This is a genomic window from Acinetobacter sp. RW6, assembly GCF_041956835.1.
Taxonomy (GTDB): domain Bacteria; phylum Pseudomonadota; class Gammaproteobacteria; order Pseudomonadales; family Moraxellaceae; genus Acinetobacter; species Acinetobacter calcoaceticus.
In genome coordinates, this window is the sequence record NZ_CP167121.1 from 91431 (window position 1) to 117042 (window position 25612).

Annotated in this window: 24 protein-coding genes and 1 riboswitch; of the genes, 13 read left to right on the forward strand and 11 right to left on the reverse strand. The window is 39.6% G+C overall.

Annotated elements, in window-relative coordinates:
• Positions 1–109 precede the first annotated feature (109 nt).
• Positions 110–1912: an acyl-CoA dehydrogenase C-terminal domain-containing protein gene (locus tag ACB088_RS00485; RefSeq protein ID WP_004638893.1), complete on the reverse strand. Its 1803-nt coding sequence runs from the start codon at positions 1910–1912 to the stop codon at positions 110–112.
• A gap of 289 nt (positions 1913–2201) precedes the next feature.
• Positions 2202–2579: a hypothetical protein gene (locus ACB088_RS00490; protein WP_375037716.1), complete on the reverse strand. Its 378-nt coding sequence runs from the start codon at positions 2577–2579 to the stop codon at positions 2202–2204.
• A 132-nt stretch (positions 2580–2711) separates the two neighbouring features.
• On the opposite strand from ACB088_RS00490, the gene baeS reads away from it, so the two are divergent.
• The gene (gene baeS / locus ACB088_RS00495; RefSeq protein ID WP_045435620.1) at positions 2712–4370 is read left to right on the forward strand and encodes a sensor histidine kinase efflux regulator BaeS; all 1659 of its coding nucleotides are present in this window, start codon (positions 2712–2714) and stop codon (positions 4368–4370) included.
• Between the two features lie 21 nt (positions 4371–4391).
• Positions 4392–5078 carry a response regulator gene (locus ACB088_RS00500; RefSeq protein WP_003655179.1) on the forward strand — a complete coding sequence of 229 codons (687 nt, stop codon included), beginning with the start codon at positions 4392–4394 and terminating at the stop codon, positions 5076–5078.
• A gap of 70 nt (positions 5079–5148) precedes the next feature.
• Here the strand turns inward: ACB088_RS00500 and ACB088_RS00505 are convergent, their stop codons facing one another.
• From ACB088_RS00505 to ACB088_RS00515, 3 genes are all read right to left on the reverse strand, one after another.
• Positions 5149–5730: a murein L,D-transpeptidase family protein gene (locus ACB088_RS00505; RefSeq protein ID WP_375037717.1), complete on the reverse strand. Its 582-nt coding sequence runs from the start codon at positions 5728–5730 to the stop codon at positions 5149–5151.
• Between the two features lie 77 nt (positions 5731–5807).
• Positions 5808–7250 carry a YdiU family protein gene (locus ACB088_RS00510; RefSeq protein WP_375037718.1) on the reverse strand — a complete coding sequence of 481 codons (1443 nt, stop codon included), beginning with the start codon at positions 7248–7250 and terminating at the stop codon, positions 5808–5810.
• 99 nt (positions 7251–7349) lie between these two features.
• Positions 7350–8522 (reverse strand): acyl-CoA desaturase, encoded by a 1173-nt coding sequence (locus ACB088_RS00515; protein ID WP_092708642.1) that lies wholly within the window; start codon positions 8520–8522, stop codon positions 7350–7352.
• 208 nt (positions 8523–8730) lie between these two features.
• Here ACB088_RS00515 and ACB088_RS00520 point away from each other — a divergent pair, with 208 nt between their 5' ends.
• Entirely contained in the window at positions 8731–9270 is a 540-nt protein-coding gene (locus ACB088_RS00520; protein ID WP_127493904.1) for an META domain-containing protein, read from the forward strand.
• 31 nt (positions 9271–9301) lie between these two features.
• Here ACB088_RS00520 and ACB088_RS00525 read toward each other — a convergent pair whose 3' ends face one another.
• The 3 genes from ACB088_RS00525 to ACB088_RS00535 all read right to left on the reverse strand — a co-directional run bounded on the left by ACB088_RS00525 (position 9302) and on the right by ACB088_RS00535 (position 12681).
• Positions 9302–10015 (reverse strand): glycerophosphodiester phosphodiesterase, encoded by a 714-nt coding sequence (locus ACB088_RS00525; RefSeq protein ID WP_375037719.1) that lies wholly within the window; start codon positions 10013–10015, stop codon positions 9302–9304.
• 74 nt (positions 10016–10089) lie between these two features.
• A complete protein-coding gene (locus ACB088_RS00530; protein ID WP_375037720.1) occupies positions 10090–10668 on the reverse strand; it encodes a cob(I)yrinic acid a,c-diamide adenosyltransferase in 579 nt (192 codons plus the stop codon).
• A gap of 96 nt (positions 10669–10764) precedes the next feature.
• Positions 10765–12681: a TonB-dependent receptor plug domain-containing protein gene (locus tag ACB088_RS00535; RefSeq protein ID WP_375037721.1), complete on the reverse strand. Its 1917-nt coding sequence runs from the start codon at positions 12679–12681 to the stop codon at positions 10765–10767.
• Positions 12682–12704: 23 nt separating this feature from the next.
• Positions 12705–12912: riboswitch (cobalamin riboswitch) on the reverse strand.
• A gap of 126 nt (positions 12913–13038) precedes the next feature.
• Between ACB088_RS00535 and ACB088_RS00540 the strand changes: the two genes are divergently transcribed.
• Genes ACB088_RS00540 through ACB088_RS00555 form a run of 4 tightly spaced genes read left to right on the forward strand, consistent with a single transcriptional unit; the run spans position 13039 to position 16469 of the window.
• A complete protein-coding gene (locus ACB088_RS00540; RefSeq protein WP_375037722.1) occupies positions 13039–13707 on the forward strand; it encodes a phosphoribosylanthranilate isomerase in 669 nt (222 codons plus the stop codon).
• Positions 13682–14911 carry a tryptophan synthase subunit beta gene (trpB, locus tag ACB088_RS00545; RefSeq protein ID WP_003655197.1) on the forward strand — a complete coding sequence of 410 codons (1230 nt, stop codon included), beginning with the start codon at positions 13682–13684 and terminating at the stop codon, positions 14909–14911. Before ACB088_RS00540 ends, trpB begins: the two co-directional genes overlap by 26 nt.
• 12 nt (positions 14912–14923) lie before the next feature.
• Entirely contained in the window at positions 14924–15436 is a 513-nt protein-coding gene (locus ACB088_RS00550; RefSeq protein ID WP_375037723.1) for a DUF1543 domain-containing protein, read from the forward strand.
• A gap of 37 nt (positions 15437–15473) precedes the next feature.
• On the forward strand, positions 15474–16469 hold the full coding sequence (locus ACB088_RS00555) for a DUF2804 domain-containing protein (RefSeq protein WP_004638915.1): 996 nt from the start codon (positions 15474–15476) through the stop codon (positions 16467–16469).
• An 8-nt stretch (positions 16470–16477) separates the two neighbouring features.
• On the opposite strand, the gene ACB088_RS00560 is transcribed toward ACB088_RS00555, so the two are convergent.
• Entirely contained in the window at positions 16478–17353 is an 876-nt protein-coding gene (locus ACB088_RS00560) for a metal-dependent hydrolase (protein WP_375037724.1), read from the reverse strand.
• 121 nt (positions 17354–17474) lie between these two features.
• On the opposite strand from ACB088_RS00560, the gene ACB088_RS00565 reads away from it, so the two are divergent.
• The 6 genes from ACB088_RS00565 to ACB088_RS00590 all read left to right on the forward strand — a co-directional run bounded on the left by ACB088_RS00565 (position 17475) and on the right by ACB088_RS00590 (position 23813).
• The gene (locus ACB088_RS00565; protein ID WP_004638919.1) at positions 17475–18524 is read left to right on the forward strand and encodes an AraC family transcriptional regulator; all 1050 of its coding nucleotides are present in this window, start codon (positions 17475–17477) and stop codon (positions 18522–18524) included.
• A 246-nt stretch (positions 18525–18770) separates the two neighbouring features.
• Entirely contained in the window at positions 18771–19574 is an 804-nt protein-coding gene (gene trpA, locus ACB088_RS00570) for a tryptophan synthase subunit alpha (protein WP_017392444.1), read from the forward strand.
• Positions 19571–20467 (forward strand): acetyl-CoA carboxylase, carboxyltransferase subunit beta, encoded by an 897-nt coding sequence (gene accD / locus ACB088_RS00575; RefSeq protein WP_017392445.1) that lies wholly within the window; start codon positions 19571–19573, stop codon positions 20465–20467. Before trpA ends, accD begins: the two co-directional genes overlap by 4 nt.
• Entirely contained in the window at positions 20464–21750 is a 1287-nt protein-coding gene (folC, locus tag ACB088_RS00580) for a bifunctional tetrahydrofolate synthase/dihydrofolate synthase (RefSeq protein ID WP_375037725.1), read from the forward strand. Before accD ends, folC begins: the two co-directional genes overlap by 4 nt.
• Entirely contained in the window at positions 21741–22796 is a 1056-nt protein-coding gene (locus tag ACB088_RS00585) for an SPOR domain-containing protein (protein ID WP_375037726.1), read from the forward strand. The genes folC and ACB088_RS00585 overlap by 10 nt, the downstream gene beginning before the upstream one ends.
• Before the next feature lie 87 nt (positions 22797–22883).
• Positions 22884–23813: a hypothetical protein gene (locus ACB088_RS00590; RefSeq protein ID WP_375037727.1), complete on the forward strand. Its 930-nt coding sequence runs from the start codon at positions 22884–22886 to the stop codon at positions 23811–23813.
• A gap of 145 nt (positions 23814–23958) precedes the next feature.
• Here the strand turns inward: ACB088_RS00590 and ACB088_RS00595 are convergent, their stop codons facing one another.
• Positions 23959–24540 (reverse strand): dual specificity protein phosphatase family protein, encoded by a 582-nt coding sequence (locus ACB088_RS00595; RefSeq protein ID WP_199990782.1) that lies wholly within the window; start codon positions 24538–24540, stop codon positions 23959–23961.
• Positions 24537–25349 carry an MBL fold metallo-hydrolase gene (locus ACB088_RS00600; protein ID WP_375037728.1) on the reverse strand — a complete coding sequence of 271 codons (813 nt, stop codon included), beginning with the start codon at positions 25347–25349 and terminating at the stop codon, positions 24537–24539. The genes ACB088_RS00595 and ACB088_RS00600 overlap by 4 nt, the downstream gene beginning before the upstream one ends.
• Positions 25350–25612: the final 263 nt, after the last annotated feature.

A 25612-nucleotide genomic window follows, 5' to 3' on the forward strand; every position in this document is an offset into this window, starting at 1 on the left:
GATATGGAATTTAAAGTGTAAATTTATCATTGATTTTATAAAAAAAGGACCGTCAAAACTGAGCAGTCCTTTTTTGTTTTTTAACATTGCATATCGCAACTAACTATGGTTAGAAAGCGAAATGTTCAGCATCTAATGACATTAATGGATCTAAGCCACCAGCAATAACATCTACATGTGAGCGAACACGTGGCAAGATTTTTTTGAAGTAGAATCGAGCAGTTGTTACTTTTGCATTGTAGAAGTCAACTTCACTAGTACCTTCTGCTAATTTCTCTTGTGCAACAAGTGCCATACGAGCCCATAGATACGCTAAAGTGATATAACCTGAGAAGTAGAGGTAGTCTACAGCAGCAGCGCCTACTTCATCTGGGTTTTGCATTGCGCGCATACCGATTTGCATGGTGAGATCGCCCCATTCTTTGTTAAGCGCTGCAAGCGGCTCAACAAATTCTTTCATGGCAGCATTGTCTTTGTTTGCTTCAACAAATTTGTGAACCATTTTGGTAAAGTCTTTCAGCATTGCACCTTGAGTTTGCAATACTTTACGACCTAACAAATCAAGTGCTTGAATTTCAGTTGTACCTTCATACAAGCAAGAAATACGTGTATCACGTACGATTTGCTCCATGCCATGCTCAGAAATGAAACCATGACCACCGAAAACTTGAACACCGTGCTTAGCAGACTCAGAACCAGTTTCAGTTAAGAATGCTTTTGCAATTGGAGTCAATAAAGACAAGATATTGTCAGCAAACTTACGCTCTTCTTCTGTTTCGCCTTTTTCAACGATGTCAGCGTATTGAGCAAGTAAGTAAACAAGTGCACGGCCGCCTTCAGCAAACGCTTTTTGAGTTAAAAGCATATTACGTACAGCAGGGTGAACGATAATCGGATCTGCATCTTTTTCTGGAGCTTTCGGACCAGAAAGTGAACGCATTGCTAAACGTTCTTTCGCGTAAGTTAACGCACCTTGGAAAGATGATTCAGATGCTGCTAAACCTTGAACAGCAGTACCAATACGTGCTGTGTTCATGAAGGTGAACATACAGTTCAAACCACGGTTTTCAGGTCCGATCAAGTAACCTTTAGCTTGGTCAAAGTTAATGACACAAGTCGCATTACCATGAATACCCATTTTGTGTTCGATAGAACCACAACGTACCGCATTACGCTCGCCAATAGTTCCATCTGCATTTACATGGAATTTAGGAACGATGAATAATGAGATACCTTTAGTACCTTTCGGTGCACCTGGTAAACGTGCAAGAACGATATGGATGATGTTTTCAGCCATGTCGTGTTCACCAGCAGAGATAAAGATTTTCTCGCCAGAGATTGCATAGCTACCATCAGCATTTGGTTCTGCTTTAGAGCGGATAATACCTAAGTCCGAACCTGCATGAGATTCAGTTAAGCACATCGTACCTGTCCAAACACCTGAAACAAGATTTGGTAAATAAGTATCTTTCTGTTCATCAGAACCATGATGTTCTAATGTACGTACAGCTCCGTGAGACAAGCCTGGGTACATACCCCAAGACCAGTTTGCTGTACCAACCATTTCAGAAATTGCAATACCTAAAGAGTTAGGTAAAGCCTGACCACCGTATTGTTCTTCTGCTGATAAAGACGGGAAGCCAAGTTCAATATATTTTTGATAAGCTTCTTTAAAGCCTGTTGGAGTGGTAACTACGCCATCATTCCAAGTACAACCTTCGCGGTCGCCAACTTGGTTTAAAGGAGAAAGTTCATTTTCACAAAAGTCTGCCGCAGCTTCTAAATATTGATCAACCAATTCACGGCTTACGTTACCTTGGAAATCAGGTAATTTTGCATAGTGTTCTTCAGCATTTAATAATTCATGCAAAACGAATTGCATATCACGTAAGGGCGCTTTGTATTGTGGCATATCGGGTTCCTCAATACTGGTGAAACCAGAGTTATAATCTTAATCTATGATAATGTGCCATGAGGCACCTTGGACTATTACATCGTGCAACAACTTGCATAACTGTACAAGCACCTCAGGACCTTTACTTTGTGACTGCAAAGTCAAGAAAAAAATGCCTAAACTAGCTAAGTGCTTTGAGTGTAAACACTTTTGGTTATGTTTATATGATACAAATAGTCAAAATCGTAAATAGTTATGTATAAACAAAAGGCGCCTATAGGCGCCTTTTGTTTCATGATTTTTAGAGTTATTTTGCTTGAGTTGGTGCAGGAGCAAGGGCGTTAACTGGTGGTTGAGGGCGTTTTGGTTCAAAACGAAGGTTACAAGTACCTTCAATTGTTTTATCGCCAACTTGCACATTCACTGCTTGTCCATTTGCTTTACCATCACATGCTTTTTGGATTTGTTCAAAGCGAGCTTGACGTTCGGCACGGTGCTGTTCCCATGCTGCTTTTTGTTCTGGTGTGAATTCACGGTGCTTCATACGATGGTGACCCTCACGTGGGCCATCTTGCATCATGCGATGTTCTGGTTTTTGTGGCTGAGTCGTTGATTGACAAGCCGCTAAACTTCCCATAGTTACAATTGCCGCACTGAATAATGCAATTTTTGCCGTCATTTTCATATTTAAAGCCTTTTAATGTTGTGTTTACCATTGGCTTAAAGATTAGATAATAAAGATGTAGAAACAATGGAGAGTTTTTCTTTTCGTTGTTGGTTACAATGCCAAATATAGGGTAAAAATGAGAGAGTGCTTTTGAACGTTCTACGTGTTCCCATTGCATTACGGTTGTTTTTGACAGTCTTGCTCACCACATTGCTTATTGCGACTGCAAGCTTGAGTGTTTTGCACTGGACAATGCAAAAGAACTTTGCCAAATATGTGGCTGACGTTGAAATGCAAAAGCTCGACCGCCTTATTACCAATCTTGGCAATGTCTATACGGTGTACCATGATTGGGGAAATGCGATTCAGGCACAAATTTTACAAATTGAAGGAACCGCGGCTCCCGATGATTATGATCGTCTCTCGCAGTGGTGGCTTCGTCGCCAATATGATATTGCCATACAACAGCACTCTTTCGATGAACATGCCCTCATCAATATTTCACCTCAAGTTGCGCCGACAAATAAAAATACTATTTTTAGCGATGAAGAGTTAAAAACGCTTGAGCAAAATTTACCTTCTCAATATCAACCGTTTGAAGGGTTACGTTTCCCTTTAAGTGCAAACCAGTTTCGCCCAAGTGATGATAAAAATAAGTCAAAGAAGGGGAGCTTAAAAGATATTGAAACTCAAAATGGTAAGAAGCGTTTTATTGCTTTGCCTGACCGTTTGGGTTTAAGTTCTCGTTTATCTTTATATGATGCAAATCACCAGTTTGTGGTTGGTGAACCGCCTTCTTCAGATCAGATGTCATTTCGCCCGATTATCTTAAACAATCAAGTCGTGGGATATTTGGGCTTAAAACCCGTTTTAGATAAAGAAGATGCTTTAAGTATTAATTTCTTTAGTAATCAAAAGCGTTATTTACTCTTAATTTATGCTTTAACCTTGCTCTCAAGTTTAGTTGCAGCGCTATTGATGGCAACTTATTTTAAGAAACCGATTCAGCGTTTATTAAATGCGACAAATGAATTAACAAAAGGAAATTATCAGCATCAAGTTGTTATTAAGCGAAATGATGAATTAGGTGATTTATCCACCCAATTAAACCATTTGGCAGAGATTTTACATCGGCATGAAGAATCACGTCGTCAATGGGTAGCGGATACTTCCCATGAATTAAAAACGCCATTGGCTGTATTGCAAGCACAAATTGAAGCGATGCAAGACGGTATTCGAAAGGCAACCCCTGAACATCTAGATGCGATGATGCGTCAGGTTTCAAGCCTGAAAAAATTAACACAAGACCTTGCAGACTTGGCGCAGGCAGATGCACAACAACTCAAGTGTTATTTGAGTTCTGTAAATCCATGGGAAGTTGTATTACAAGAGGTTGAAAACTTTAAACCGAAACTTGAGCAAGCTGGTCTCGAAATTCAAGTTGAAGGAACAAGCTCTCCGCTATTATTAGATCGTGATCGGTTTAAACAGATTATTGTTAATTTAATTAGTAATAGTATTCGTTACACAGAAACAGGTGGCAAAATTCATATTCATACAGCTCAAACTCCGCAGGAGTGGACTTTGTATGTTGATGACAGCCCATTTGGTTTAAACGATGAGCAGTTATCTCGTTTAGGTGAACGTTTCTATCGCGTAGATGATTCGCGTACGCGTAGTACAGGTGGAACAGGGCTAGGCTTGGCTTTGTCTTGTAAAATTGCGCAGGCGCTCGGTGGTACACTCAGTTTTGAACATTCACCATTAGGTGGTTTACGTTGTGTACTCACTTTTAAAAAGCAGAGTTAAATATAAAAGGAAAAATATCTCATGAAACATGTGATGTTGGTTGAAGATGAAGTCGAATTAGCGCATTTGGTGCGTGATTATCTTGAAGCTGCCGGTTTTGAAGTAAGTATGTTTCATGATGGTCAAGACGCCTATGCGAGTTTCCAGCAACGTAAACCTAATTTAATGGTTCTGGACTTAATGGTTCCACGAATGGATGGTTTGACCATTTGCCGTAAGGTTCGTGAACAGTCAGATTTGCCGATTATTATGGTGACTGCTCGTACCGAAGAAATCGACCGCGTCTTGGGTCTGAATATGGGCGCTGATGATTATGTATGTAAACCATTTAGCCCAAAAGAGTTGGTTGCCCGCGTACAGGCAGTTTTACGCCGTTTAGAACGTAAGGCAGAGCCTGAACAAAATGATTCTTTCCGAATTGATAAAGCACAGCAAAGAATTTGGTATCAACAAAAATCGTTGAGCTTAACGCCAACCGAATTTCGTTTACTTGAGCTATTTTTAGAGCATGTTGGACAAGTCTATTCACGAGCACAATTATTGGATCATATTAATCCAGATAGTTTTGACGTTGCCGATCGTGTGATTGACAGTCATATCAAAAACTTGCGTCGAAAAATTAGTGAAGCGGCTGAAACTGGTAACCGCCATGAGTGGATTCAAGCAGTTTACGGTGTAGGTTACCGCTTCGAATATCCTGAAGAATAAGTACTAAAGAAAGTTATTCTGTGGATAACCACAATGTTATCCACAGAAAATGTGGATAATTTTAAAGATTTTATGGATAAATTATAATCTTTGTATGATTTGGCACGAATTGCCAAATCTCGTCTATATCTGCATTTCTAACTGCGATGCATCCTAAAGTCCAATCTTTATGGGGCATATAAGTCGAGCTAAAAGGTATAGATAAAAAGGATTTTGGGACTGATCCATGAATCATGATATCTCCACCCGTTGGTTGATTATGTTGCTTGGCATAAGCAATATCTTTAGTATCGGGATAGGAAATATGCAAGGATTTATAATAGGCACTTTGTGAGTTTCGCCAATCTATAGAATAAACCCCTTCAGGTGTTTTTCCATCATTTTCAAAGTGTTTATGCCCTTCAGGGTTAAAGCCTAGACGAATAGGATAACGACGAATCACCTCATTATTATTTTTGAGTAGAAGTACGCGTTGATTTTTAAATACTTCAATTGAGGTGATGGGCTTAGTCTTGATTAGTTCTAAGATCTCTTCGGTTGAAAGAGCTTTATGGGATGAGGTAAAAGTCGGTAAATATTTTTCATAATTATAAAAAGCGATTCCCAATGGAATCATGAGAAGTGTACAAATAATGATAGGTCTAATTTTCATATATTATTCTTTAATGTTTAAGAAACTCTCTAAGCTACCACTAAAGCGGCTTAAGAGAGTTTTAGTCTTTTAAAATATTAAGAAGAACAGCTTACCGCTACATCTGGTACGTCACTTGGTAAAGGACCTAAATCTTGTGGCTGTTCAAATTCTGGTTGTCTTGTATATGGCTGATCAAGCAGCTTAAATAAACGATCTACTTCGCTAAAATCATCTCGCTCAGCTGCCTCAATAGCACGTTGAGCCATGTGATTCCGTAAAATATAAATCGGATTTGCTTCCTGCATGTTTGCATCAAGTTCATCAGTATCTTGATGTTCACGAATGCTTTGATATTGACTAAGAAACTCATCAAACTGTCGAATATCAAGGCAATCATCTCGTAAAGTTTTATATTCTTTATTTTGAAGTCGGATAAAGCTCTGAGTGTAGTCGAGTTGTTCAGTTTGTAAGATTTTTAAAAAACTAAAACTACAATCAAGACTGTCTTTATGAAAATGGGGAAGTCCCATTTTTTGACATAAACCAGTTGTGTAATGTTCCATGAAGGTTGGTTCAAATTGTTCTAAGCAACGCGCTAACTCTTCTTTGAACTGATCCTTTTGTTCAGGCTCAGCGAGAGGGATTAAGTTATTTAACCACGTCCATAAATTCCAATGACCTATACTTGGTTGATTTTGGTAAGTATAACGGCCTTGATAATCCGAGTGGTTATTAATCCAGTTCGGACGGAAGCGTTCCACGAAGCCATATGGACCAAAATCGAGTGTAGAACCAGTAATGTTGAGATTGTCTGTATTCATCACACCATGAGCAAATCCAACCAACTGCCATTTAGCAATCATGATTGCAGTACGCTCAACCACCTTTTTGGCAAAGGATAAAATAGGGTTCTCAGTTTCTAGACATTCAGGATAATGCCACTCAATACATTTTTGAGTGAATTCTGGCAGTAACTCTGGAGCATATTGATTAATCCATTCAAAATGCCCTAAACGGATATGGCATTCAGATGTTCTGAGTAACATCGCGCCTAACTCTAGTTTTTCGCGCTGTACCCCTTGAGTGGAGGTTGTAAAACCTACCGCGTGACTAGAAGCGACTCCTAAAGCATTTAAAGCATGCCCAGCTAAATATTCACGAACCACAGAACGCAACACTGCGCGTCCGTCTCCCATTCTTGAATAGGGTGTCGGGCCTGCACCTTTTAGATGTAGATCTATGGTTTGACCCTTTGTATTAAGTATTTGCGCAATCAGTAAGCCACGACCATCTCCGAGTTGACCCGCCCATTGTCCGAATTGGTGACCAGCATAGACCATAGCAAGAGAAGGAAATTCAGAGAAAGTACGCTGTCCGCTACAGATTTCAACCCATGCATTTTTTTCGTCTTCTGACCATTGCAGCTCATCAGCCAAAGCAGTATTGAAATGGCCTGCTTTTGCACCACGTAATGGGGATGGTTGCTGAACATGGAATAATTTAGACGAGAGTGAAGGGTAAAGCGGATTAAATTGCATGGGCTTGGCAAAATAGAGAAAGCAGATTTCACTATACCATAGTTAAAAAGCGGGCATAAAAATAGCTCCCGAAAGAGCTATTTTAGAGCAGAATTTATTTTAGTCTGATACTACATTAGTGTTCTTTTTAATGTTACGCATTAACGTTTCTAAACACTCACGATGATGACTTAAACGGTGTTCAAGCAATTGAAAATCAACTTTAAGCTTGTGATCCATTCTATGAATCTTTTCAGCCATTGCTGCTTTTTTCGCTTGTAGTTCTTGCTCTTTTAGCTTTGCCCAGTCATTTAATGTATGAGTAAAAGCTTCGTATTCCTGAGCAATACGTTGTTTCATCTGAGTCATATCTGCATTTACATTGTGACCATAAATAGCAAGGTCTTGTTCAGCGTATTTAAATTTCATCGCCAATTCTGCTTTTTTAATATTAAAGCTTGGAATACGACGTAAATTTTTAGCTAAACCAAGTTTAGAACATGACCAGATCAGCCATTTTGTTGGATCATATTGCCACCATTTCACACCATTACGATAATCGTATTGGAAGATGTGATGATAGTTATGGTAACCCTCGCCCCAGGTAGCAATGGCTAACCAGAAATTATCACGTGCAGTGTTTTCGTCTGTATAAGGACGTTTACCCCACATGTGGCAAAGCGAGTTAATAAAGAAAGTCACTTGATGGCTAATGATTAAACGCAATAGACCACCTATGAGGACTACACCCCACAAATCGCCAGTTGCCCAACCAATTAAGCCTAAAATTCCAACATGAACTGCAACTACGAGTAAACCATAGTATTTATGCTGGAACATGACCAGTTTATCGTTCAATAAGTCTGGTGCGTTTTTAAAATCTGGCTCAGATGGTGAATGATCGCGGATCATCCAACCCATATGGGCATACCAAAAACCACGCTTAATTGAATATGGATCTTCATCAACATGATCAACATGTCGATGGTGTGTACGGTGACCAGATGCCCAGAACAAAATACTATTTTGCACGGCAAATGTACCACCAATCATTAAAAGAATTTTAAGTGGTAACGACGCTTCATAAGCTCGGTGAGCCCACAGGCGGTGATAACCAGCAGTAATCCCCATACTACTTAGAGCTAAAAGAAAAATTAAGCTTACCCATGCGCTTACACTAAAATCATAATAATACGCATAAATCGGGATTATGATTGCAGCAAGAATTGGTAAACCAATTAAGGTAATGCTAGCGGTCCAGTTAATTGGGGCTTTGAGTGGGGCGGAAGTCATATCCGGCAGCGCTCCTAGAAACCTTGTCAGACAAGGTACAAAGACAAAACGACATAGCAAAACCAATCATCAAGATATATTGCTATTCTATCCTTCATATTAGCACGTGCTTAGTGAGAATCACTAACATTATTGTACAGATGTATTGAAAGAACGGTAACAGATTTAAACTATGTCACAGAGTTTTTCAAGTAGGAGAAGTTGTTTAATGAACGTACAACGATTGAAAAAAAAGAACAACATTGATATTGCAAGAAAATTATCATTGCAGTCTATCTTGATCACGATCAGTCTTGTATTAGCTGCATGTCAAAGTACCCCACAACAAAATATTCAGAAAGGCCAGAAAGCTCAAGTAAAACCAGTCCATCGCGTACAACCTCCTGTAGTAAAAAAGAGAGTGAGTCCTGATGGCATTCAAGATATTGATTGGCAGATTACCCAAATTAATGGTCACAAGGCTAAGTTTTTTAACCAATGGCCAGTTCTTTCTTTAAATTCTGCTGTCAAAACAGTATCAGGCCATACGGGCTGTAATGGCGTTTTTGGTCGATATACTTTTGATTTCAGTCAACAGAAACTTGATATGCAGGTCAATGCAGGACATTCAAGTTGTGATGGTGCGTTGGCTCAAGAGGCAGAGTTGATTGATTCTTTACAGCGTATTCAAAAATTTCAGTTAGTAGGTAATACGTTATATTTACTTGATCAGAGTGGGCAACGTCTCATTCAGGCACAAAAGAAATAATAAAAGGTGGTTTTTACCACCTTTTTTATATCTAAAGCGCTTGTAACATCGCAGTTGGAATATCTGTAATTAGCCCTTGTACATCTAAATCCCGTAAAGATTTAGCTCGTTCAATGTCATTTACTGTCCAAACACTAATATTTAGGTTTGCTTGTTGTGAAAGCCTAATCATTTCATCTGTTGCGAGTTGATCATGCCAGCCAATATGACAGCAACCATATTGATGAGCGAGTTCAATTGCGATTGCACCCACTGGAAGTTCAACTAATAAGCCTCGTTTAAATTGAGAATTCATCTCACGTAAAGCTGTTAGGATCTGAAGGTCAAAACTTGTGATTGTTACGACTTTCTCAAAACCCTGCAATTCAGTCTCAAGCTTTTGAACGAGTCTTTCTGCTAAAGCCATGTCTCTTACAGCTTTCACTTCAACTTCAATATGATCGAAGTTATCAAGTAAGTTTAAAACGCCTGTAAGTGTAGGTGTTGGTTCAGAGTTTGGCCAATTGGGCCAGTTTTGACGATGATCAAATGATAATGCTTGAGACAAATTAGATTGCTCAACAATTTGATCTATTCCTGCGGTACGTAAAAAGTTGTCATCATGGATAACAACTAATTCTTGATCTTGAAGCTGACGAATATCAAATTCGACACAACGAATACCTAGATTTTTTAAGTGCTGAAAACCACCTAGTGTGTTTTCAGGAGCTTCTTTGCGTGCACCACGATGACCAATAATGCGCATAATTTTCTTCTATCAACTATTTTTAATGATGGTCTCTTCAAAGGAGCAGAGACCATGTTTAATCTAATCTATTTTTAAATAATCTCATTAATATTTTTTTGCCAAAGCACTTCTTGTCCACCTTCAGCACGTTGTAAAGCACGAGATGCGACAAACAACCAGTCAGACAGACGGTTTAAAAGTTGGAGTGCCGTGGTTTGAATATTCTGGTCGCGTGTTTGTACTGACATTAGAGATCGTTCTGCACGGCGGCAAACGGCACGTGCCTGATGGGCATAACTGCAAGTTAAAGAGCCTGATGGTAGAATAAACTCTTTCAGCATCGGTAAGTCTTCATTCATACGGTCAATTTCTTTTTCAAGAAATTCAATGCAAACAGGCTGAAGTAAATTGTAGTTTGGAATACAAACCTCGCCGCCTAAGTCAAAAAGCCAATGCTGAACAAGGCTTAGACTTTTATCCCAATCAGCTTTGTTGCTCACTTGACTTGCAGTGATTTGAGCACGAAGAACGCCAATAATGGCATTGAGTTCATCGACATCACCAAGTGCTGTAACCCTTAAATCATCTTTGGCAACACGAGAGCCATCGCCTAAACCTGTTGTACCTGAGTCGCCTGTGCGTGTATAGATTTTGCTTAAACGGTGTCCCATGATGGATATCCTGAACATAAAAAAGGGGATAATGTCGGTCAGAACATTACCCCGAAACTGGAGTTAAGAAAATATTTTTATCGTTGGAGTGAAAAATTAATAACGGAAAGTTACGCCAACAGAAGCTTGACGACCACCATTCACATACCAGTTACCAAAGTTGTAAACTGTTTTATATTCAGTATCACCTACATTTTCGATATTAGTAAATACTTTAACGTTTGGATTGATATTCCAGTAAGCATTTAAATCGACAGTAGCATAGCCTGGGACTTTTTGTGGATTAGAGCTATTCTGAGCATTAGAGTTAGAGCGGGCAATAAGTGAAGCGCTAACACCGTAAACAGTATTCTCTAAACCTGTAGTTAAGGTGAGTGTTTGCTTAGGACGATAAGCAATTTCTAAACCAGTTTCTTTATTCTCAGTTTTTACATAGGCATATTCAGTCGATAAAAATAGATCATCTTGTTTCCATTTAAAACCAACCTCTCCACCAGAAAATTGTGCTTTGTTTAGATTTTCATAAGTACTTGTCGTTGTATTGGTTGCAGCATCAAAACTTGAAGTTGATGCAATTAAATTTTTGACCTCTGTTTTGTATGCAGATAAATATGCTGTTAATGCAGGAGTAAACTGATGATCTAAGCCAATTTCATATGAAGTACTTTCTTCTGGTTTTAGATTAGTATTCCCATAAGTATGATAAATTCCAAAAGAACCATAATCAGCTTCGTTGTGATAATACAATTCAGTAAGTGAAGGGGCTCTAAATGCTGTTCCGATATTTGCATAGATACTGGTTGACGGTAATACAAAGTAACGAACAGCCCCTTGTCCTACATTATGTGTTCCAAATTTTTCATTATCTTCGAGGCGTACGCCTAATTGCGTGCTGATTTTATCAGTTTTATATTGGTGTTGTAGATAATAGCCAGCAGAATCAATATCTTGCTTTCCATTTAAAATAGAGGCATCTTGATACTCTGTATTATCAATGCTTGCGCCAACCAAAATATTTTGTGCTTGTGTAAATTGCCACTTAACATTTAAATCACCTTCATTGCGTTTAGTGTCGGCATGATAAGGTGATGATTCACGATACTCTTGTGTATCTTTAAAATTAGAATATCTTGTATTTATAGTGATATTAGATGTCGGTTTATATTCGACTCTGGTACTGACTAATTGATTGTCAAACTCACGTTTAGCTGTATTGCTTATGCCACCATTGTCTGAATAATTATTAGCGCCCTTGTTTTGAGAAATTTCCACATTTGCATTTAGGTTGTTCTTATTGTCATAACCTATTTTTGCGCTATAACCTTTTTGATCATAAGCAGCTTTTAAATTGTCTGGTTGAGTGTTGAAAATATGCGTTCCATCACTTTCCATACTTTGCCCACGAATTTGAGCAAAGAACCCTTCATTGCTGACTAAATCTGTCCCAATAATTGCCTTATAAGTATTATCTTCACCATAAATACCTGTAACGAATGCAGAGTTTCTTTCAGGTGTAGATGTAATCATTTGGATCACACCACCAATCGCATCAGTACCATATTGAACTGATGCAGGGCCTTTTAAGATTTCAACGCGGTCAAGATTAGTTGTATCTAAAAGTTCAGGGTAGATGGGAGAAAGGGTATTTGGAGTATTTAGACGTGCTCCATCTTTTAATAACAGTACATGATTTGGATTTGTACCACGAATCAAAAGATTAGTACCTTGTCCAAGACCGCCATTCTGTTTGATATAAATAGATGCATCTTTTTGTAAGATATTAGATAAATTTGAAGTAGGATTTTTTTCAATTTCTTCTTTTGAAATCACTGAAATACGCGCTGGAACTTCACTCGCTTTTTCAGCACTTTTTGAAGCAGTCACTACAATTGGATCAAGCTGAGTTGCGTTGGTTGTATCTTCAGCAAAAATAACAGGTGAAAACCCCATCGCAATAGCGATAGCCCCTACCAGACGAGTAGGTTGAAAAGACTTAGACATAACATGCTCCATACATTCACCCCACGTGAATGATCGGGTAGATAGATGAAACAAGTAGGTCTCCGGACTTCAGCGCCATATTTAATTTATGGACATATTCACCTTCCCACATCATTGCAGTGGTGTAAGTCGAGAACGACTTAAAAAATATGCTTTACATTGTTACCGTTGCGGGGGCAGTGCCGGACTTTCACCAGCTTCCCTAAAGCATTAATTGCTTACACTTGCTTCCAATTTTACGCAGTATAAAGTGGCGATTTATTTCATACAATGTCATTTAGCCCAATTCCCAGAGAACTTTTACGCAAGGGACAAAAATTGCATTACAATGGCGCTTATTTTAAGAAATGGTTGTAGTTTAGGCAGATCATGAGCCCATCAAACCAAAAACGTACACGAGCGAAAATCTGTGGAATTACTCGCCCTCAAGATGTTCAGTCAGTAGTTGCGGCTGGAGCTGATGCAATTGGTTTTGTATTTTTTCCACCAAGTCCAAGACATGTCACACTCGAGCAGGCACAAGAATTAGTTAAACTTATTCCTCCTTATGTACAACTTGTTGGTTTGTTTGTTAATGCAAGTGCTAATGAAATTCAGGATGTACTTGATTGTGTTCCCCTAGATGTATTACAACTACATGGCGATGAAACTCCAGAACAATGTCAGGAGATAGCTCGTCATTGCAAACGTCGCTGGTATAAAGCGATTCAGGTTAAACCTGATTTAGATGTAATTGCTGAAATTCAAAAATATCAGATGGCTGGTGCCAGTGCTGTATTGCTCGATGCGTGGCATCCTGAGCTTAAAGGGGGCACAGGACATCAGTTTGACTGGTCTAAATTCCCAAAACTTGATATTCCTTTAATCTTGGCAGGCGGTTTAACCCCTGACAATGTCATTGACGCTATTCATACTACCGGTGCTTTTGCAGTAGATGTGAGCGGAGGCGTAGAGTCCGCAAAAGGTATAAAAGACCAACAACTCATTGAACGATTTATGCAAGGAGTCCAACGTGGATCAGCAAAACAATGTGATTGACTATACACAGTACCCAGATGCCGCAGGGCATTTCGGTATCCATGGCGGACGTTTTGTGTCAGAAACTCTAATGGCGGCATTAGAAGATTTAGAAAATCTATATTCCCGCATGAAAAATGATGAACAGTTTCTGGCAGAATTCGACCGCGATCTCGCCTACTATGTAGGTCGTCCTAGTCCACTTTATTATGCTGAGCGATGGTCAAAAGAGTTAGGTGGTGCACAAATTTACCTGAAACGTGAAGACTTGAACCATACAGGCTCACATAAGGTAAACAACACGATTGGTCAGGCGCTATTGGCAAAGCTTTCTGGTAAAAAACGTATTATTGCCGAGACTGGTGCAGGGCAGCACGGTGTAGCAACTGCAACAATTGCAGCACGTTTGGGCCTTGAATGTGTTGTTTACATGGGTGCTGAAGACGTTAAGCGTCAAGCGATGAACGTTTATCGTATGCGTTTATTGGGTGCAACAGTTGTGCCTGTGCAAAGTGGCTCAAAAACGCTTAAAGATGCCATGAACGAAGCGATGCGTGACTGGGTAACCAATGTTGATAGTACTTACTATGTGATTGGTACTGTGGCAGGTCCTCACCCATACCCACAACTTGTACGTGATTTCCAGTCAATTATTGGGCGTGAAGCACGTAAACAGATTTTGGAACAAGCGGGTCGCTTACCAGATGCATTGGTTGCTTGTGTGGGCGGTGGTTCAAATGCAATGGGCTTGTTCTACCCATTCTTAAACGATGCCAATGTGAAAATGTATGGTGTTGAAGCTGCTGGTTTTGGTATTGAAACTGGTAAACACTCTGCGCCGTTAAATGCGGGTCACGTTGGTGTGTTACATGGTAACCGTACTTACTTGATGAGTGATGAGCAAGGCCAGATTATCGAAACACACAGTATCTCTGCTGGGTTGGATTATCCGGGTGTTGGTCCTGAACATAGCTTCTTGAAAGATATGAAGCGCGTTGAGTATGTGCCGATTAATGATACAGAGGCTCTACAAGGCTTCCGTGATTTAACCAAAATCGAAGGGATTATTCCTGCTCTTGAAAGCTCACATGCCATGGCGTATGTCTCTAAGCTTGCACCGACCATGTCTAAAGATCAGATTATTATTGCGACTGTTTCAGGCCGTGGTGATAAAGATTTAATGACTGTTGCACGCATTGATGGCGTAGAAATGGTTGAGATGTAAGTGGGAATAAAAATGCCAAGTCTGTTTATGGTAATGTTGGGTGGGCGTCATGCACGCGCAAATACAGAAGTTCATGATGTTGTCATGGCTGTAGGAGATACTTTGGAAGAAGTTTATCCTCAACTTAAACAGGCTTGGTTTGGTGAGGCTCAAGGATTACATATTGATGCTTGGGCTAAGCTTTCGGGACTAAAATCTCAAGAGCAAAATTATCAAATTCATTTTACTGACGCAGCACCAAAACCAGATGACTTAAAGTTATATTTAATTAATCTGGGTGGATATAATGCTCATGAGTTCGGTGAGCTCCATCGGTATGAGTTTGTTGTTGCACCCAATGCTGTTATTGCAAAACAATTGGGTAAACAATTTTTAGATCAACAGTGGCAAAAAGCGCATACAGATCGAGTCATTGATATTGATGACTGCTTAGCGGTAGATTGTGTAGCAGGGCGCTATATTCATTTAATAAAAGGCGATTTTGCTGCAACGATTTGGGAAAATACGTATTTGACCGTGGTATAGGTCATTTGAAATCTAATATTCATATGGAAGTGGGTAAATGGATTTAATTCAAGAAAATGGACAGCCTCGTTATGGGCGTTTTGAATCTGTACCGTCAACCATTCATGTACAACATTATATTTATAAAACCCCTTATGGTAAGGTCTTAAAAGGCTGGCGTAAGCAATTAAAATACAAGAAATTTAAATTCTGTGGCATTCAACATAAACACTACAGTATTGGTCTGGCCATTGCGGATATTGGCTGGGTAGGACACGGTTTTTTCTATATTTATGATCATGAAACCCAGCAGGTCATTGAATGGAATGCGATTCAGCCTTTAGGGCATAAAACCTATCTTGATGAACAGCCGTTGTTTAATCAAAGCTATTTTTCTAAATCGCCTTATCAATTTGATATTCAGCATGCGAATGGTGTGCGGTACATTCGAGTCACTAAATATGGTGAGATTAAACTCAGTGCACGGATTTTTTGTGCTGGCACCGATATATTAAGTTTATGTACACCGACAGGAATTAATGGTTGGACCTATACTCAAAAGCAGACGACGCTGGGGGTAGAAGGGATGTTTATTAATAAACAAAACCAAGTTGTACAATTTGATGAAAAGACTTTTGCATCTTTAGACGATACTTGTGGTTTTTTGCGACCTGAAACGGCTTGGTTCTGGCTTTCATGTAATTTCTGGGATGAGCAAGGGCGGCGTATTGGTTTAAATTTAGCTTCTGGTGTTAATGAAAGCTTTGGTAATGAAAACTGTTTATGGATTAATGGGGTTTTATTTCCACTGACTGATGTTTTATTTGAAAAAGTAAATGATGAACTTTGGAAAATTAGTTCTCTAGATCAAAAGCTTAATCTGCAAATCCATATTGGTTGGTGTAGATACGAAAATATTAATTTAAGAATGATTGGAAGCCAGTTCAATCAGTGGCAAGCTAAAATTAGTGGCACGATTGAGCATGAGACGAATGATGTCATCACTTGCAATGAGCAATATGGTTTATTAGAACAACATTACGCAAAATGGTAACAAGCAGGTTATAAACCTGCTTGCCAGAATGCTTCGCCAGCTGCAATTGGGTCATTTGTCTTTTCGAGTGTTTCAATCCAAACAGGATATTGACGAATTACCGGATGCTGACTTGGATGAAAATCTTTTTTAAACCAGTCTAGATATTGGCTTTTCATGGCTGTTAATGTGCCATTTTTGCCAAAGAACCAAGGTAAACCCTTAAGGCTCATCAAGAGTCTTTCTCTCGAACTAAAACCATCACATTTCAACATGACATTGGTACGATAAAGCGTAAAACCAAACATTAATACTGTTGTAGCCACTAATACAAAGCGACGTGTTGACTCAGGCACTTCACCGACTTGTTTCATGACGTCAAAAGCAACATCCCGATGCTCCATCTCTTCAATGGCATGCCACGCAAACAGTGCTCGAACATACGGATGTGCATTTTCCAATGTTTTTTTGTTGCTATAAAACGTCTCTGCCATTAAGGCTGTTAAATGTTCGGCAGCAGCAGTCATGGCAATGTTGTATTGCGGTGAGCGTTTTGTCAGTTCAAAACGGAAAATCCTCTTCAGCGTGGTTGTGAACTGGTCAACGGGCATGCCTTGCTCTTTCATGATCTGATTCATTTTGTCATGAGCAATACCATGTTGAGCTTCTTGTTTAATAAAGTCCACAACTCGTCTTTGTAGTTCTGGATCATCAATTTTGTCACGGAACATACGAACACATTCAATAAAATAACGCTCTCCATCTGGAAAGGTTAAGCTGAGTGCATCGAACATACGAGTCAAAAAAGGATCATTATTAAACCAAAAGCGAGGTGCTTCGTTTAAATGAAAATCTAGATCTTTACGAACCACTGGATTGACCTGATAAGAAACATGTGCGTTCATATTTTTATTTCTCGCATCTAACTTGTTCACTAGTATGTCGCGACTGGTCGGCTTTGTTTTGACAGTTATTGCCAATTTTTATACAGTTTACGACAAGATGGCAGTAAAAAAAGGATGCGCCATGCAGGAATTTACGATTTCAAATGGTTATTTTTACCTTTGGAATACTTACTTAAAAGAAAAGGGGATGGACTGGCAGGCATTAAATCTAACAGATGTTCAAGTTCGCCAAGTTCAAAATATTTTATCTGCATCTATCGATGCTCAATCACCTTTAACTTTTTTTCTTGAGCTTTTAGAGCTGACCGAATCTCGACTACAAGTTTCCAATTTAGCTTTGGAAATGGCAACTTGTATTACACCTGCCAATTTTGGTGTATTGGGATATATGGCATCCCGAAGTGGTAGCTTTGCAGAGGTTCTTGAATATATCATGAAGTTTCACCGTCTGGTGATTGACGGTGAGCAAGTCGTGCCTATGCAAATCGAGCAAGATGCTTCTAAAATTCGTTTGTATTGGCCGTTGGTTGATGACAGTAATATTATACTTTGTGAATTGACCTTGGCAGCTATGGTACAACTTGCTAAACAAATAGCCCCATTGCATGATTTTCTCTTGCAACAAGTTGAGTTTGTGCACAGCGCACGTGGTCCTTTAGTGCACTATCAGCGTTTCTTTCAATGCAAATTATCATTTGGAAAACCTTACTATGCATTAACTTTTGCAAGTGAGGGGCTAAGTATTCGCCCTCAACATGCAGACCCGACCTTAATGCAACTTTTGGTGAAACAGGCAGAAGAGGCGTTAGCTCAGCGTAAAATACAAACAGATTTAGCTCAGCAAATACATTGGATCGTGCATGAATATTTTAAGCAAAGACAGCAAGCGCCTAAAATAGAAGATATTGCCATCGAGTTAAATATTTCAGTACGAAGCTTACAGCGCCAACTACAGTCATTAAACACTTCATTTAAATTAATTTTAGATGCAGAGCGCATGAGACGTTGTGAGATATTACTCAACCAAAATGCAAGCCTCACTTTAATTGCTGAACAGTTGGGATATTCGGACCAGTCAGCACTTGCACGGGCCCATAAAAATTTGACAGGACAAACCTTGCTGACAAGAAAAAGACAATTACAGCTAACCAATAAAAATGCAGTGAAATAATCTTTTTTTGGCGATTTTCTATTCAGATGACGATCTAATAATGGCTCGAAAATAGGAAGCTTTGATCATTGAGAAAAGTTTCAAAATATTGATAAATGTACGCCATGGGTTGTATGAATCATACAATCGAATATCGCCATAACGTTAGACCTGTTCAATGGACAAAAAATAGCGTTAAAATGCGATGTTCTTGTATTTCTACAAACAACTCCTCAATTTTAAATAATTCAAGGAAAGCACAACCCTATGTCACGTCTTGCCACCCGTTTTGAAAAGCTTAAGTCCCAACAACGTAAAGCGCTTGTATCTTATGTTATGGCGGGTGATCCACAACCGCAAGTAACAGTTCCGTTACTGCATAAAATGGTTGCGGCAGGAGTAGATGTCATTGAGCTTGGTTTACCATTTTCAGATCCAATGGCTGATGGTCCGGTAATTGCGCTTGCAGCTGAACGTGCGCTTGCAGCAGGGACTAACACATTAGATGCTCTTAATATGGTAAAGGAGTTCCGTGAACAGGATCAGGATACACCTGTTGTTTTAATGGGTTATCTAAATCCGGTTGAAGTGATCGGTTACGAGAAGTTTATTTCTCATGCGAAACAGTGTGGCGTAGATGGCTTATTGCTGGTGGATTTACCGCCGGAAGAGTCAAAAGAGTTTGGTGCTGTGTTGAAGCAACATGACATGGATCAAATCTTCTTGCTCGCGCCAACTTCTACAGACCAACGCATTCAACATGTGGCAAATCAGGCAAGTGGATTTATCTACTATGTTTCACTTAAAGGTGTAACAGGAGCAGCAACACTAGATACGGCAGAAGCTGCTGCACGTATTCAGAAAATCAAAAATGCCACTGATATTCCAGTTGGTGTTGGTTTTGGTATTAGTGATGCCGCTTCAGCAAAAGCAATGGGTAGTGTTGCTGATGCTGTGATTGTAGGTAGTGCTTTCGTTAAAAATTTTGCAACGTTGGCAGCGGATGACGCTGTTGAACAGACGGTGAATAAAGTCAAGGAGCTTCGAGCAGCGCTCGATGAGTTAGTATGAATCAAGAAGTGAAATCAGGGAAAGTTCTTAGCCCTTCGACACCATGGACAAAACGTCCGGTTCCAGGTATTGAAGTCGCAAATGAGCAACAAATTCTCAAAGCAACATTTACTGAGCCAACGATTGAATGCCCTGAATGTCATGCTCTAGTGACACGTACAGCAATCTCTTTCAATGCGTATGTTTGTCCGCAGTGTGATGAACACTTACGAATGAAAGCTCGTGATCGTTTAAATTGGTTCTTCGATAATGTCGTGACTGAATTGGGTCAAGAGTTTAGCGCGAAAGATCCATTAAAGTTTGTCGACACTAAACCATATCCAGACCGTATGCGTGAAGCGCAAAGCAAAACTGGTGAAACAGAAGCTTTAATTGCAATGCAAGGCAATTTAAATGGCGTGGATATGATTGCATGTGCTTTTGAGTTCGACTTTATGGGCGGCTCTATGGGTACTGTAGTGGGTGACCGTTTTGTTCAGGCTGCTGAACTTGCTATTGCAAAACGTCAACCATTAATCTGTTTCGCAGCTTCTGGTGGCGCACGTATGCAAGAAGGCATGTTGTCACTTATGCAAATGGCACGTACTTCAGCGGCGATCCAAAAATTAAAAGATGCAGGCTTACCTTACATCGTGGTGTTAACACATCCTGTGTATGGCGGTGTAACAGCTTCTTTAGCAATGTTAGGTGATATTCATATTGCTGAACCGAAAGCGATGATTGGCTTTGCTGGTAAACGTGTAATTGAACAAACTGTACGTGAAACATTGGAAGAGCCATTCCAACGTGCTGAATATTTGCTTGATCATGGCGTAATCGATCAGATTGTTCATCGTCATGCTTTACGTGATACTGTATCTCGACTTGTATCGAAATTGATGAACTTACCTTGAATCAACAAGCTCCACTTTCAATAGACTCTTTAGATACATGGCTCAATTATTGGAGCCATGTTCACGTTACAGGGATAGATCTTGGTCTGGAACGTGTAATTCCTGTGGCAGAAAAGCTGGGCGTAACTCAGCCTACTGCTAAAGTTTTTACAGTAGCCGGAACGAATGGTAAAGGCTCAACGACAACTACATTAGCTGCTATATTAAATGAGCAGGGTTATAAAGTTGGGTTATACCAGTCACCCCATATCTATCGCTTTAATGAACGAGTCAAATTAGGTGGAGTCGAAGTCGATGATCAAAGTTTGATTGATGCTTTTGTTCAAGTCGATCAGGCTCGTCGCGATTGTGATTTAAGCTTATCTTTTTTTGAAGCAACCACTTTGGCTGCTTTTGTCATTTTTAAACAACAGCAATGTGATGTATGGGTGCTCGAAGTCGGTTTGGGCGGGCGCTTAGATGTTGTTAATGTAATTGATCCCAACGTTGCGATTATTACTAATATTGGCCTAGATCATACCGATTGGTTAGGCGATACCATTGAAAAAATTGCTTTTGAAAAAGCAGGTATTATTCGTCCACAAATTCCGGTTGTCTTTGCTGGCGAACAACTTCTACCTCAAGCAATTCAAGATAAAGCAGAAAGCACGCAAGCAATTTTATATACCGTTAATCGTGATTATTTTTATAAACTCGCCGATGATGAGCAAAACTGGTACTTTGCTTCAGAAGGAACCACTTTAAAGCTTCCTTTAGGCCATTTAGCCATCGAAAATATTGCGGGGGCGGTTGCAGCCATTTTAAATAGCGGACTTGAAATTTCTCAGTCTGCTTTAGAAAAAGGTATTCAAACTGCACGCTTAGCAGGGCGTTTTGAACAGCGTCAAGTGGAAGGGAAAACGGTAATTTTTGATGCCGGACACAATCCACATGGTGTTGAATTTTTGTTAAAGCAATTGCGAAATTTCTTAGAATACAATAAACAGTACACAGAAGTTGTCGCAGTATTTTCAATGCTGGCAGATAAAGATATAAAATCAGTAGTCGACTTATTGAAACCTACTGTTTTACATTGGAAAATTGCTGAGTTGAATGTGCCGCGTGCTGCATCGATTCAGCAACTCACTGATGCCTTGCAAGGTCAGACAGTACAACAATATGGCAATATCAAAGAGGCATTTAAATCAGCGCTTGAGCAAACAAATAACAATCAGCTGATTTTGGCCTGTGGTTCGTTTCATACTTTAGAAGCGATTTGGGAGTATTTGGAAGAATGTCAATGAATAACAAACAACGCTGGATGGGTGGTGTTGTTTTACTGGGTGGTGGTGTTTTATTGGCAGCATTACTTCTAAAAGGAAATGAAGAAATAAAGCAGGTTGAAGTTCAACCATCCACATCACCAAAAACTCAAACTAAGCCAAAGCAAGCAACCGAAGGACAAATGGTACAACTACAACCTCTAGCGGTTGATGTTGCAACAGAAAAGCGTTTGCTAGAAGAACAACGCCGTTCGCGTGAAAAGGCTGTTGCAGAACAGGAAGCACGTGCAGCTGAGTTTTTAGCAATGCAGCAGCAAGCTGAAGCCGATGCTGCTCGTAAAGCGGCTGCCGAATATGCTGCGATTAATGCACGTCGTACCGCTGCTCAAGAAAGTTCAGACAATATTCCGCCGGAAGTTGTCGGCAGCGATGGTAAAGTAAAAAGTCCACAAACTGATGTGAATAAAAAATCTGTAGATAGTGCAAAAGCAGAAGCCGATAAAAAAGCGGCTGATGCCAAGCGACAAGCAGAAGCTGACAAGAAAGCAGCTGAAGCAAAACGCCAAGCAGAAGCAGATAAGAAAGCATCAGATGCTAAACGCCAAGCAGAAGCTGATAAAAAAGCAGCTGAAGCAAAACGTCAGGCAGAAGCAGATAAGAAAGCAACTGAGGCAAAACGTCAGGCAGAAGCTGACAAGAAAGCAGCTGAAGCGAAACACAAAGCAGAAGCAGATAAGAAAGCATCAGATGCTAAACGTAAAGCAGAAGCCGATAAAAAAGCTGATGCTGAAAAAGCGCGTGAGCTACTTGAAAATGGTGATAAAAAGTGGATGGTGCAAGTTGCATTGGCTGCTAACCAAGCAAATGCAGATTCAGTTGTTTCTAAATTACGAGCTAAAGGCTACAAGGTAACTACGAGCCAAACCAGCAAGGGAATCCGTATTATGGTTGGACCAGCGAAAGACCGTGATACAGCAGATGCGGCTCGTAAGAAAATTACTTCTGATTCAAGTTTAAATATGAAATCGGCTTGGGTAATTGACTGGGTGCCGCTTGATCAGCGATAACGGCTGATCATCCCCTAAATCAAATCAGGAACACTTCAAAGGCTTTATTCTTGTGAGGAGTGTTCCATTCAATAGGGGATCTTGAAGATGAATACAACGATCAAAATATTAGAACGATTTGTTTTTGCACAAGATTCAGTGATTAGCGCGCTGTCTGGAGTTGCTTGTGTGGGGGATGATGTTTATTTTGTTGGTGATAATCTCCCTTATTTATTAAGAATCAATCGAACCCAGAACATGGCCGATGCAACGGTCTTTGAAAAAATTCCGTTATTTGATCCTTCAGAGCAAATACCGCTAAGTGCATTAAGCAAAGAACAGAAGCCTGATTTTGAAGCTTTAACCTCCATAAGTTGGAACGGACAATCACAGCTTTTGGTGATGGGCTCGGGTTCTACAGAAAATCGAAAACGAGCATTACTCTATAACCCTGCCAATGATCAGGTCAGAGCTTTCTTGGATGCGGTTGATTATGATTTTTTGCAGCATCAGGTTGAATTAACAGGCGGGGCTGATCTCAATATAGAAGCCATATGTTCAGACCATCGTTATCTCTATATCTTTCAACGTGGTAACATAAATCTCCATCATGGGGTTTTAGTCTTTGATTTAATCAAAATTCAAGCAGGAAAATCCTTAGCAAATGCACTTATACATTCGCTCAAACTGAGCTTAACTGAGCTTGATGGTTCAGCAAGTGGCATTTCAGATGCTTGTTTTTTAGCGGATAAAAATTTGATTGTTGCTACAGCTGCGGTCGAACAAACACTCAATACCTATGATGACGGTGCTGTCTTGGGAAGTTTTATTTTGGTGTTTTCGCCTGATGGTAAAGCTTTAGCGGCTCATTTGATTCGAGATGCGAAAGGACAGACGCTGCTAATCAAGGTTGAAGGGATTACTTGGTTTGAGTCGAGATCCGATGGCGAAGTATTTTTATTAGTGACAGACAGTGATGGTGGTGATTCTGAAATTTTGAAGGTATTACTTAGCAACGCCGCTTTTGGAAAATCATAAAGTTAAATCATATTTTTGATGGTCATCTATCTTTAAATGTATGTTTTTCGATGTAATTGATAAGAATGAAAACAATAAATAAGTTGGTGATTGAGCCAACTTATTTGCCTATCAATCGCGTTTGTATACAAAAGCAATCCAGTCTTTAGCTGCTGGAATTCGACAGTTGCTGTTGAGTCCATTTTACATTTTCAGGTGTAAATAGGCGGTCAATGTTTTTCCAGATAATATGGTAGCCATAACCACCTTGTTTCATTTCTTTGACCGCATCATCAATTGCCCAATTCTCAAAAATAATTCGATACATGGCAACACTGGCTCCTGTACGGTCTGAACCATGGTAGCAGTGTAATAAAACACGTTGATTATTCTGTTTGGCAATCTTAATTTGTTGCATGACTTCTAATAGATCTTGTCGATCAATTGCCCATGTGTTGATAGGAATATGTACAAGATTAAAATTTTCATTTTTAAAAACTAAATCATCTGCCGCTTTGGCTCTTAGGTTAATAATAGTTCCAATTTGATGGCGTTTTATCTCGGGAACCATCGTTGCATCGGGTTGTTCACTGCGAAAAACATCACCACTAATTTGATAAAAGTTATGACTCTGAGAGACTAAAGTACCCCAATCTTGTGGTCTATGTTCATGGGCAATACTTTCATGTTGCATACATCCCTGTAAATTTATACAGATGGCAAGTGTGATGAGTGATAATTTTTTCATGTTTGATACCGGTTAAGCTCATAAGGATCATGAGCACAAATTATTTCAATCGTTGGCTCATGTTGAGCTAAATGCTGCAAGCGTTTGAGATTAACAAGACGTTTCTCATTATCTTCTGCAAATGTTTTTTCCAGCAAACTAAGTGATCTTAATTTATTTTTAGGGTTTAACTCTAGGTGTGAGTAGTACGCATCTCCACAAAATAATAACCATTGATTTTGTTGCTTTATCGCAATGCCACAATGACCAGCTGAGTGACCCAATAAAGGCACCATTAAAATTTCATCTTGAAAAAGAGGAAAGCCTTTTACTTTTTCCAGATTAAACCATGCTTCACCTTGCTGATATTCAACGAAGTTCCAGTAACGATGGTCTTTATATTGATTGTTTCTGTAGCGAAGTTTGCCCTTAAAATTTGGTAGTTGAGCCGCGTTATATTCTGCCGCTAAAACATGAACTGTGGCATGAGGAAAATCTGAAATTCCACCTGCATGATCAAAATCAAGATGAGTGACAAAAATATGTTGTACATCCTTAGGATTAAACCCGAGCTTTTGGATTTGCTGGATGGCACTAAACTCAAGGTTAGTCTCAATTTTGCCTAAACGTTGGACTAATGAACCTAGTCGCTGTTTCATATGTAGGTAATCTTGCAGTCCGAAGCCTGTATCAATAAGCACTAGACCTCGATCGGTTTCAACCAACAGGCAATGGCAGACGACTTCAGCCCGGAAGCCTTTTTGTCCAAAGAGTGGGGCACAAACTGGGCACATGCTGCCGCACTTTAAATGATGAATTTTATGGATCATGATTTTTATTTTTTATACCGAATCGCTTCGAGTTATAACTGATCTGGGCAGTAAAAACCATGTGTATTCAATACATAAATAAAAAGCCATCACGTTGGATGACTTTTTAGAGTGTGATATTTACTTAAGATTTTCTAAAAATTTGGTACTTGCTTCGCATGTCCTGTTATGAACTTTTTAACTGGTTGCGTACGTGTCGCTGACAGTTTTTATTCGAAAAGTTTCGAATGTTTGCCTATGCGCTTCGCTTGTCTTGTAGCGAA

What these genes read in the sequence shown, in the direction of transcription:
- accD (WP_017392445.1), top strand. Translation starts at nt 19,571, where the DNA reads ATGAATCAAGAAGTGAAATCAGGGAAAGTTCTTAGCCCTTCGACACCA.
- ACB088_RS00600 (WP_375037728.1), bottom strand. Translation starts at nt 25,349, where the DNA reads ATGATCCATAAAATTCATCATTTAAAGTGCGGCAGCATGTGCCCAGTT.
- ACB088_RS00565 (WP_004638919.1), top strand. Translation starts at nt 17,475, where the DNA reads ATGCAGGAATTTACGATTTCAAATGGTTATTTTTACCTTTGGAATACT.
- ACB088_RS00595 (WP_199990782.1), bottom strand. Translation starts at nt 24,540, where the DNA reads ATGAAAAAATTATCACTCATCACACTTGCCATCTGTATAAATTTACAG.
- ACB088_RS00555 (WP_004638915.1), top strand. Translation starts at nt 15,474, where the DNA reads ATGGATTTAATTCAAGAAAATGGACAGCCTCGTTATGGGCGTTTTGAA.
- ACB088_RS00585 (WP_375037726.1), top strand. Translation starts at nt 21,741, where the DNA reads ATGTCAATGAATAACAAACAACGCTGGATGGGTGGTGTTGTTTTACTG.
- ACB088_RS00485 (WP_004638893.1), bottom strand. Translation starts at nt 1,912, where the DNA reads ATGCCACAATACAAAGCGCCCTTACGTGATATGCAATTCGTTTTGCAT.
- ACB088_RS00560 (WP_375037724.1), bottom strand. Translation starts at nt 17,353, where the DNA reads ATGAACGCACATGTTTCTTATCAGGTCAATCCAGTGGTTCGTAAAGAT.
- ACB088_RS00520 (WP_127493904.1), top strand. Translation starts at nt 8,731, where the DNA reads ATGAACGTACAACGATTGAAAAAAAAGAACAACATTGATATTGCAAGA.
- ACB088_RS00515 (WP_092708642.1), bottom strand. Translation starts at nt 8,522, where the DNA reads ATGACTTCCGCCCCACTCAAAGCCCCAATTAACTGGACCGCTAGCATT.
- ACB088_RS00510 (WP_375037718.1), bottom strand. Translation starts at nt 7,250, where the DNA reads ATGCAATTTAATCCGCTTTACCCTTCACTCTCGTCTAAATTATTCCAT.
- ACB088_RS00540 (WP_375037722.1), top strand. Translation starts at nt 13,039, where the DNA reads ATGAGCCCATCAAACCAAAAACGTACACGAGCGAAAATCTGTGGAATT.
- ACB088_RS00530 (WP_375037720.1), bottom strand. Translation starts at nt 10,668, where the DNA reads ATGGGACACCGTTTAAGCAAAATCTATACACGCACAGGCGACTCAGGT.
- trpA (WP_017392444.1), top strand. Translation starts at nt 18,771, where the DNA reads ATGTCACGTCTTGCCACCCGTTTTGAAAAGCTTAAGTCCCAACAACGT.
- ACB088_RS00535 (WP_375037721.1), bottom strand. Translation starts at nt 12,681, where the DNA reads ATGGAGCATGTTATGTCTAAGTCTTTTCAACCTACTCGTCTGGTAGGG.
- ACB088_RS00550 (WP_375037723.1), top strand. Translation starts at nt 14,924, where the DNA reads ATGCCAAGTCTGTTTATGGTAATGTTGGGTGGGCGTCATGCACGCGCA.
- ACB088_RS00525 (WP_375037719.1), bottom strand. Translation starts at nt 10,015, where the DNA reads ATGCGCATTATTGGTCATCGTGGTGCACGCAAAGAAGCTCCTGAAAAC.
- ACB088_RS00505 (WP_375037717.1), bottom strand. Translation starts at nt 5,730, where the DNA reads ATGAAAATTAGACCTATCATTATTTGTACACTTCTCATGATTCCATTG.
- ACB088_RS00500 (WP_003655179.1), top strand. Translation starts at nt 4,392, where the DNA reads ATGAAACATGTGATGTTGGTTGAAGATGAAGTCGAATTAGCGCATTTG.
- ACB088_RS00490 (WP_375037716.1), bottom strand. Translation starts at nt 2,579, where the DNA reads ATGAAAATGACGGCAAAAATTGCATTATTCAGTGCGGCAATTGTAACT.
- ACB088_RS00590 (WP_375037727.1), top strand. Translation starts at nt 22,884, where the DNA reads ATGAATACAACGATCAAAATATTAGAACGATTTGTTTTTGCACAAGAT.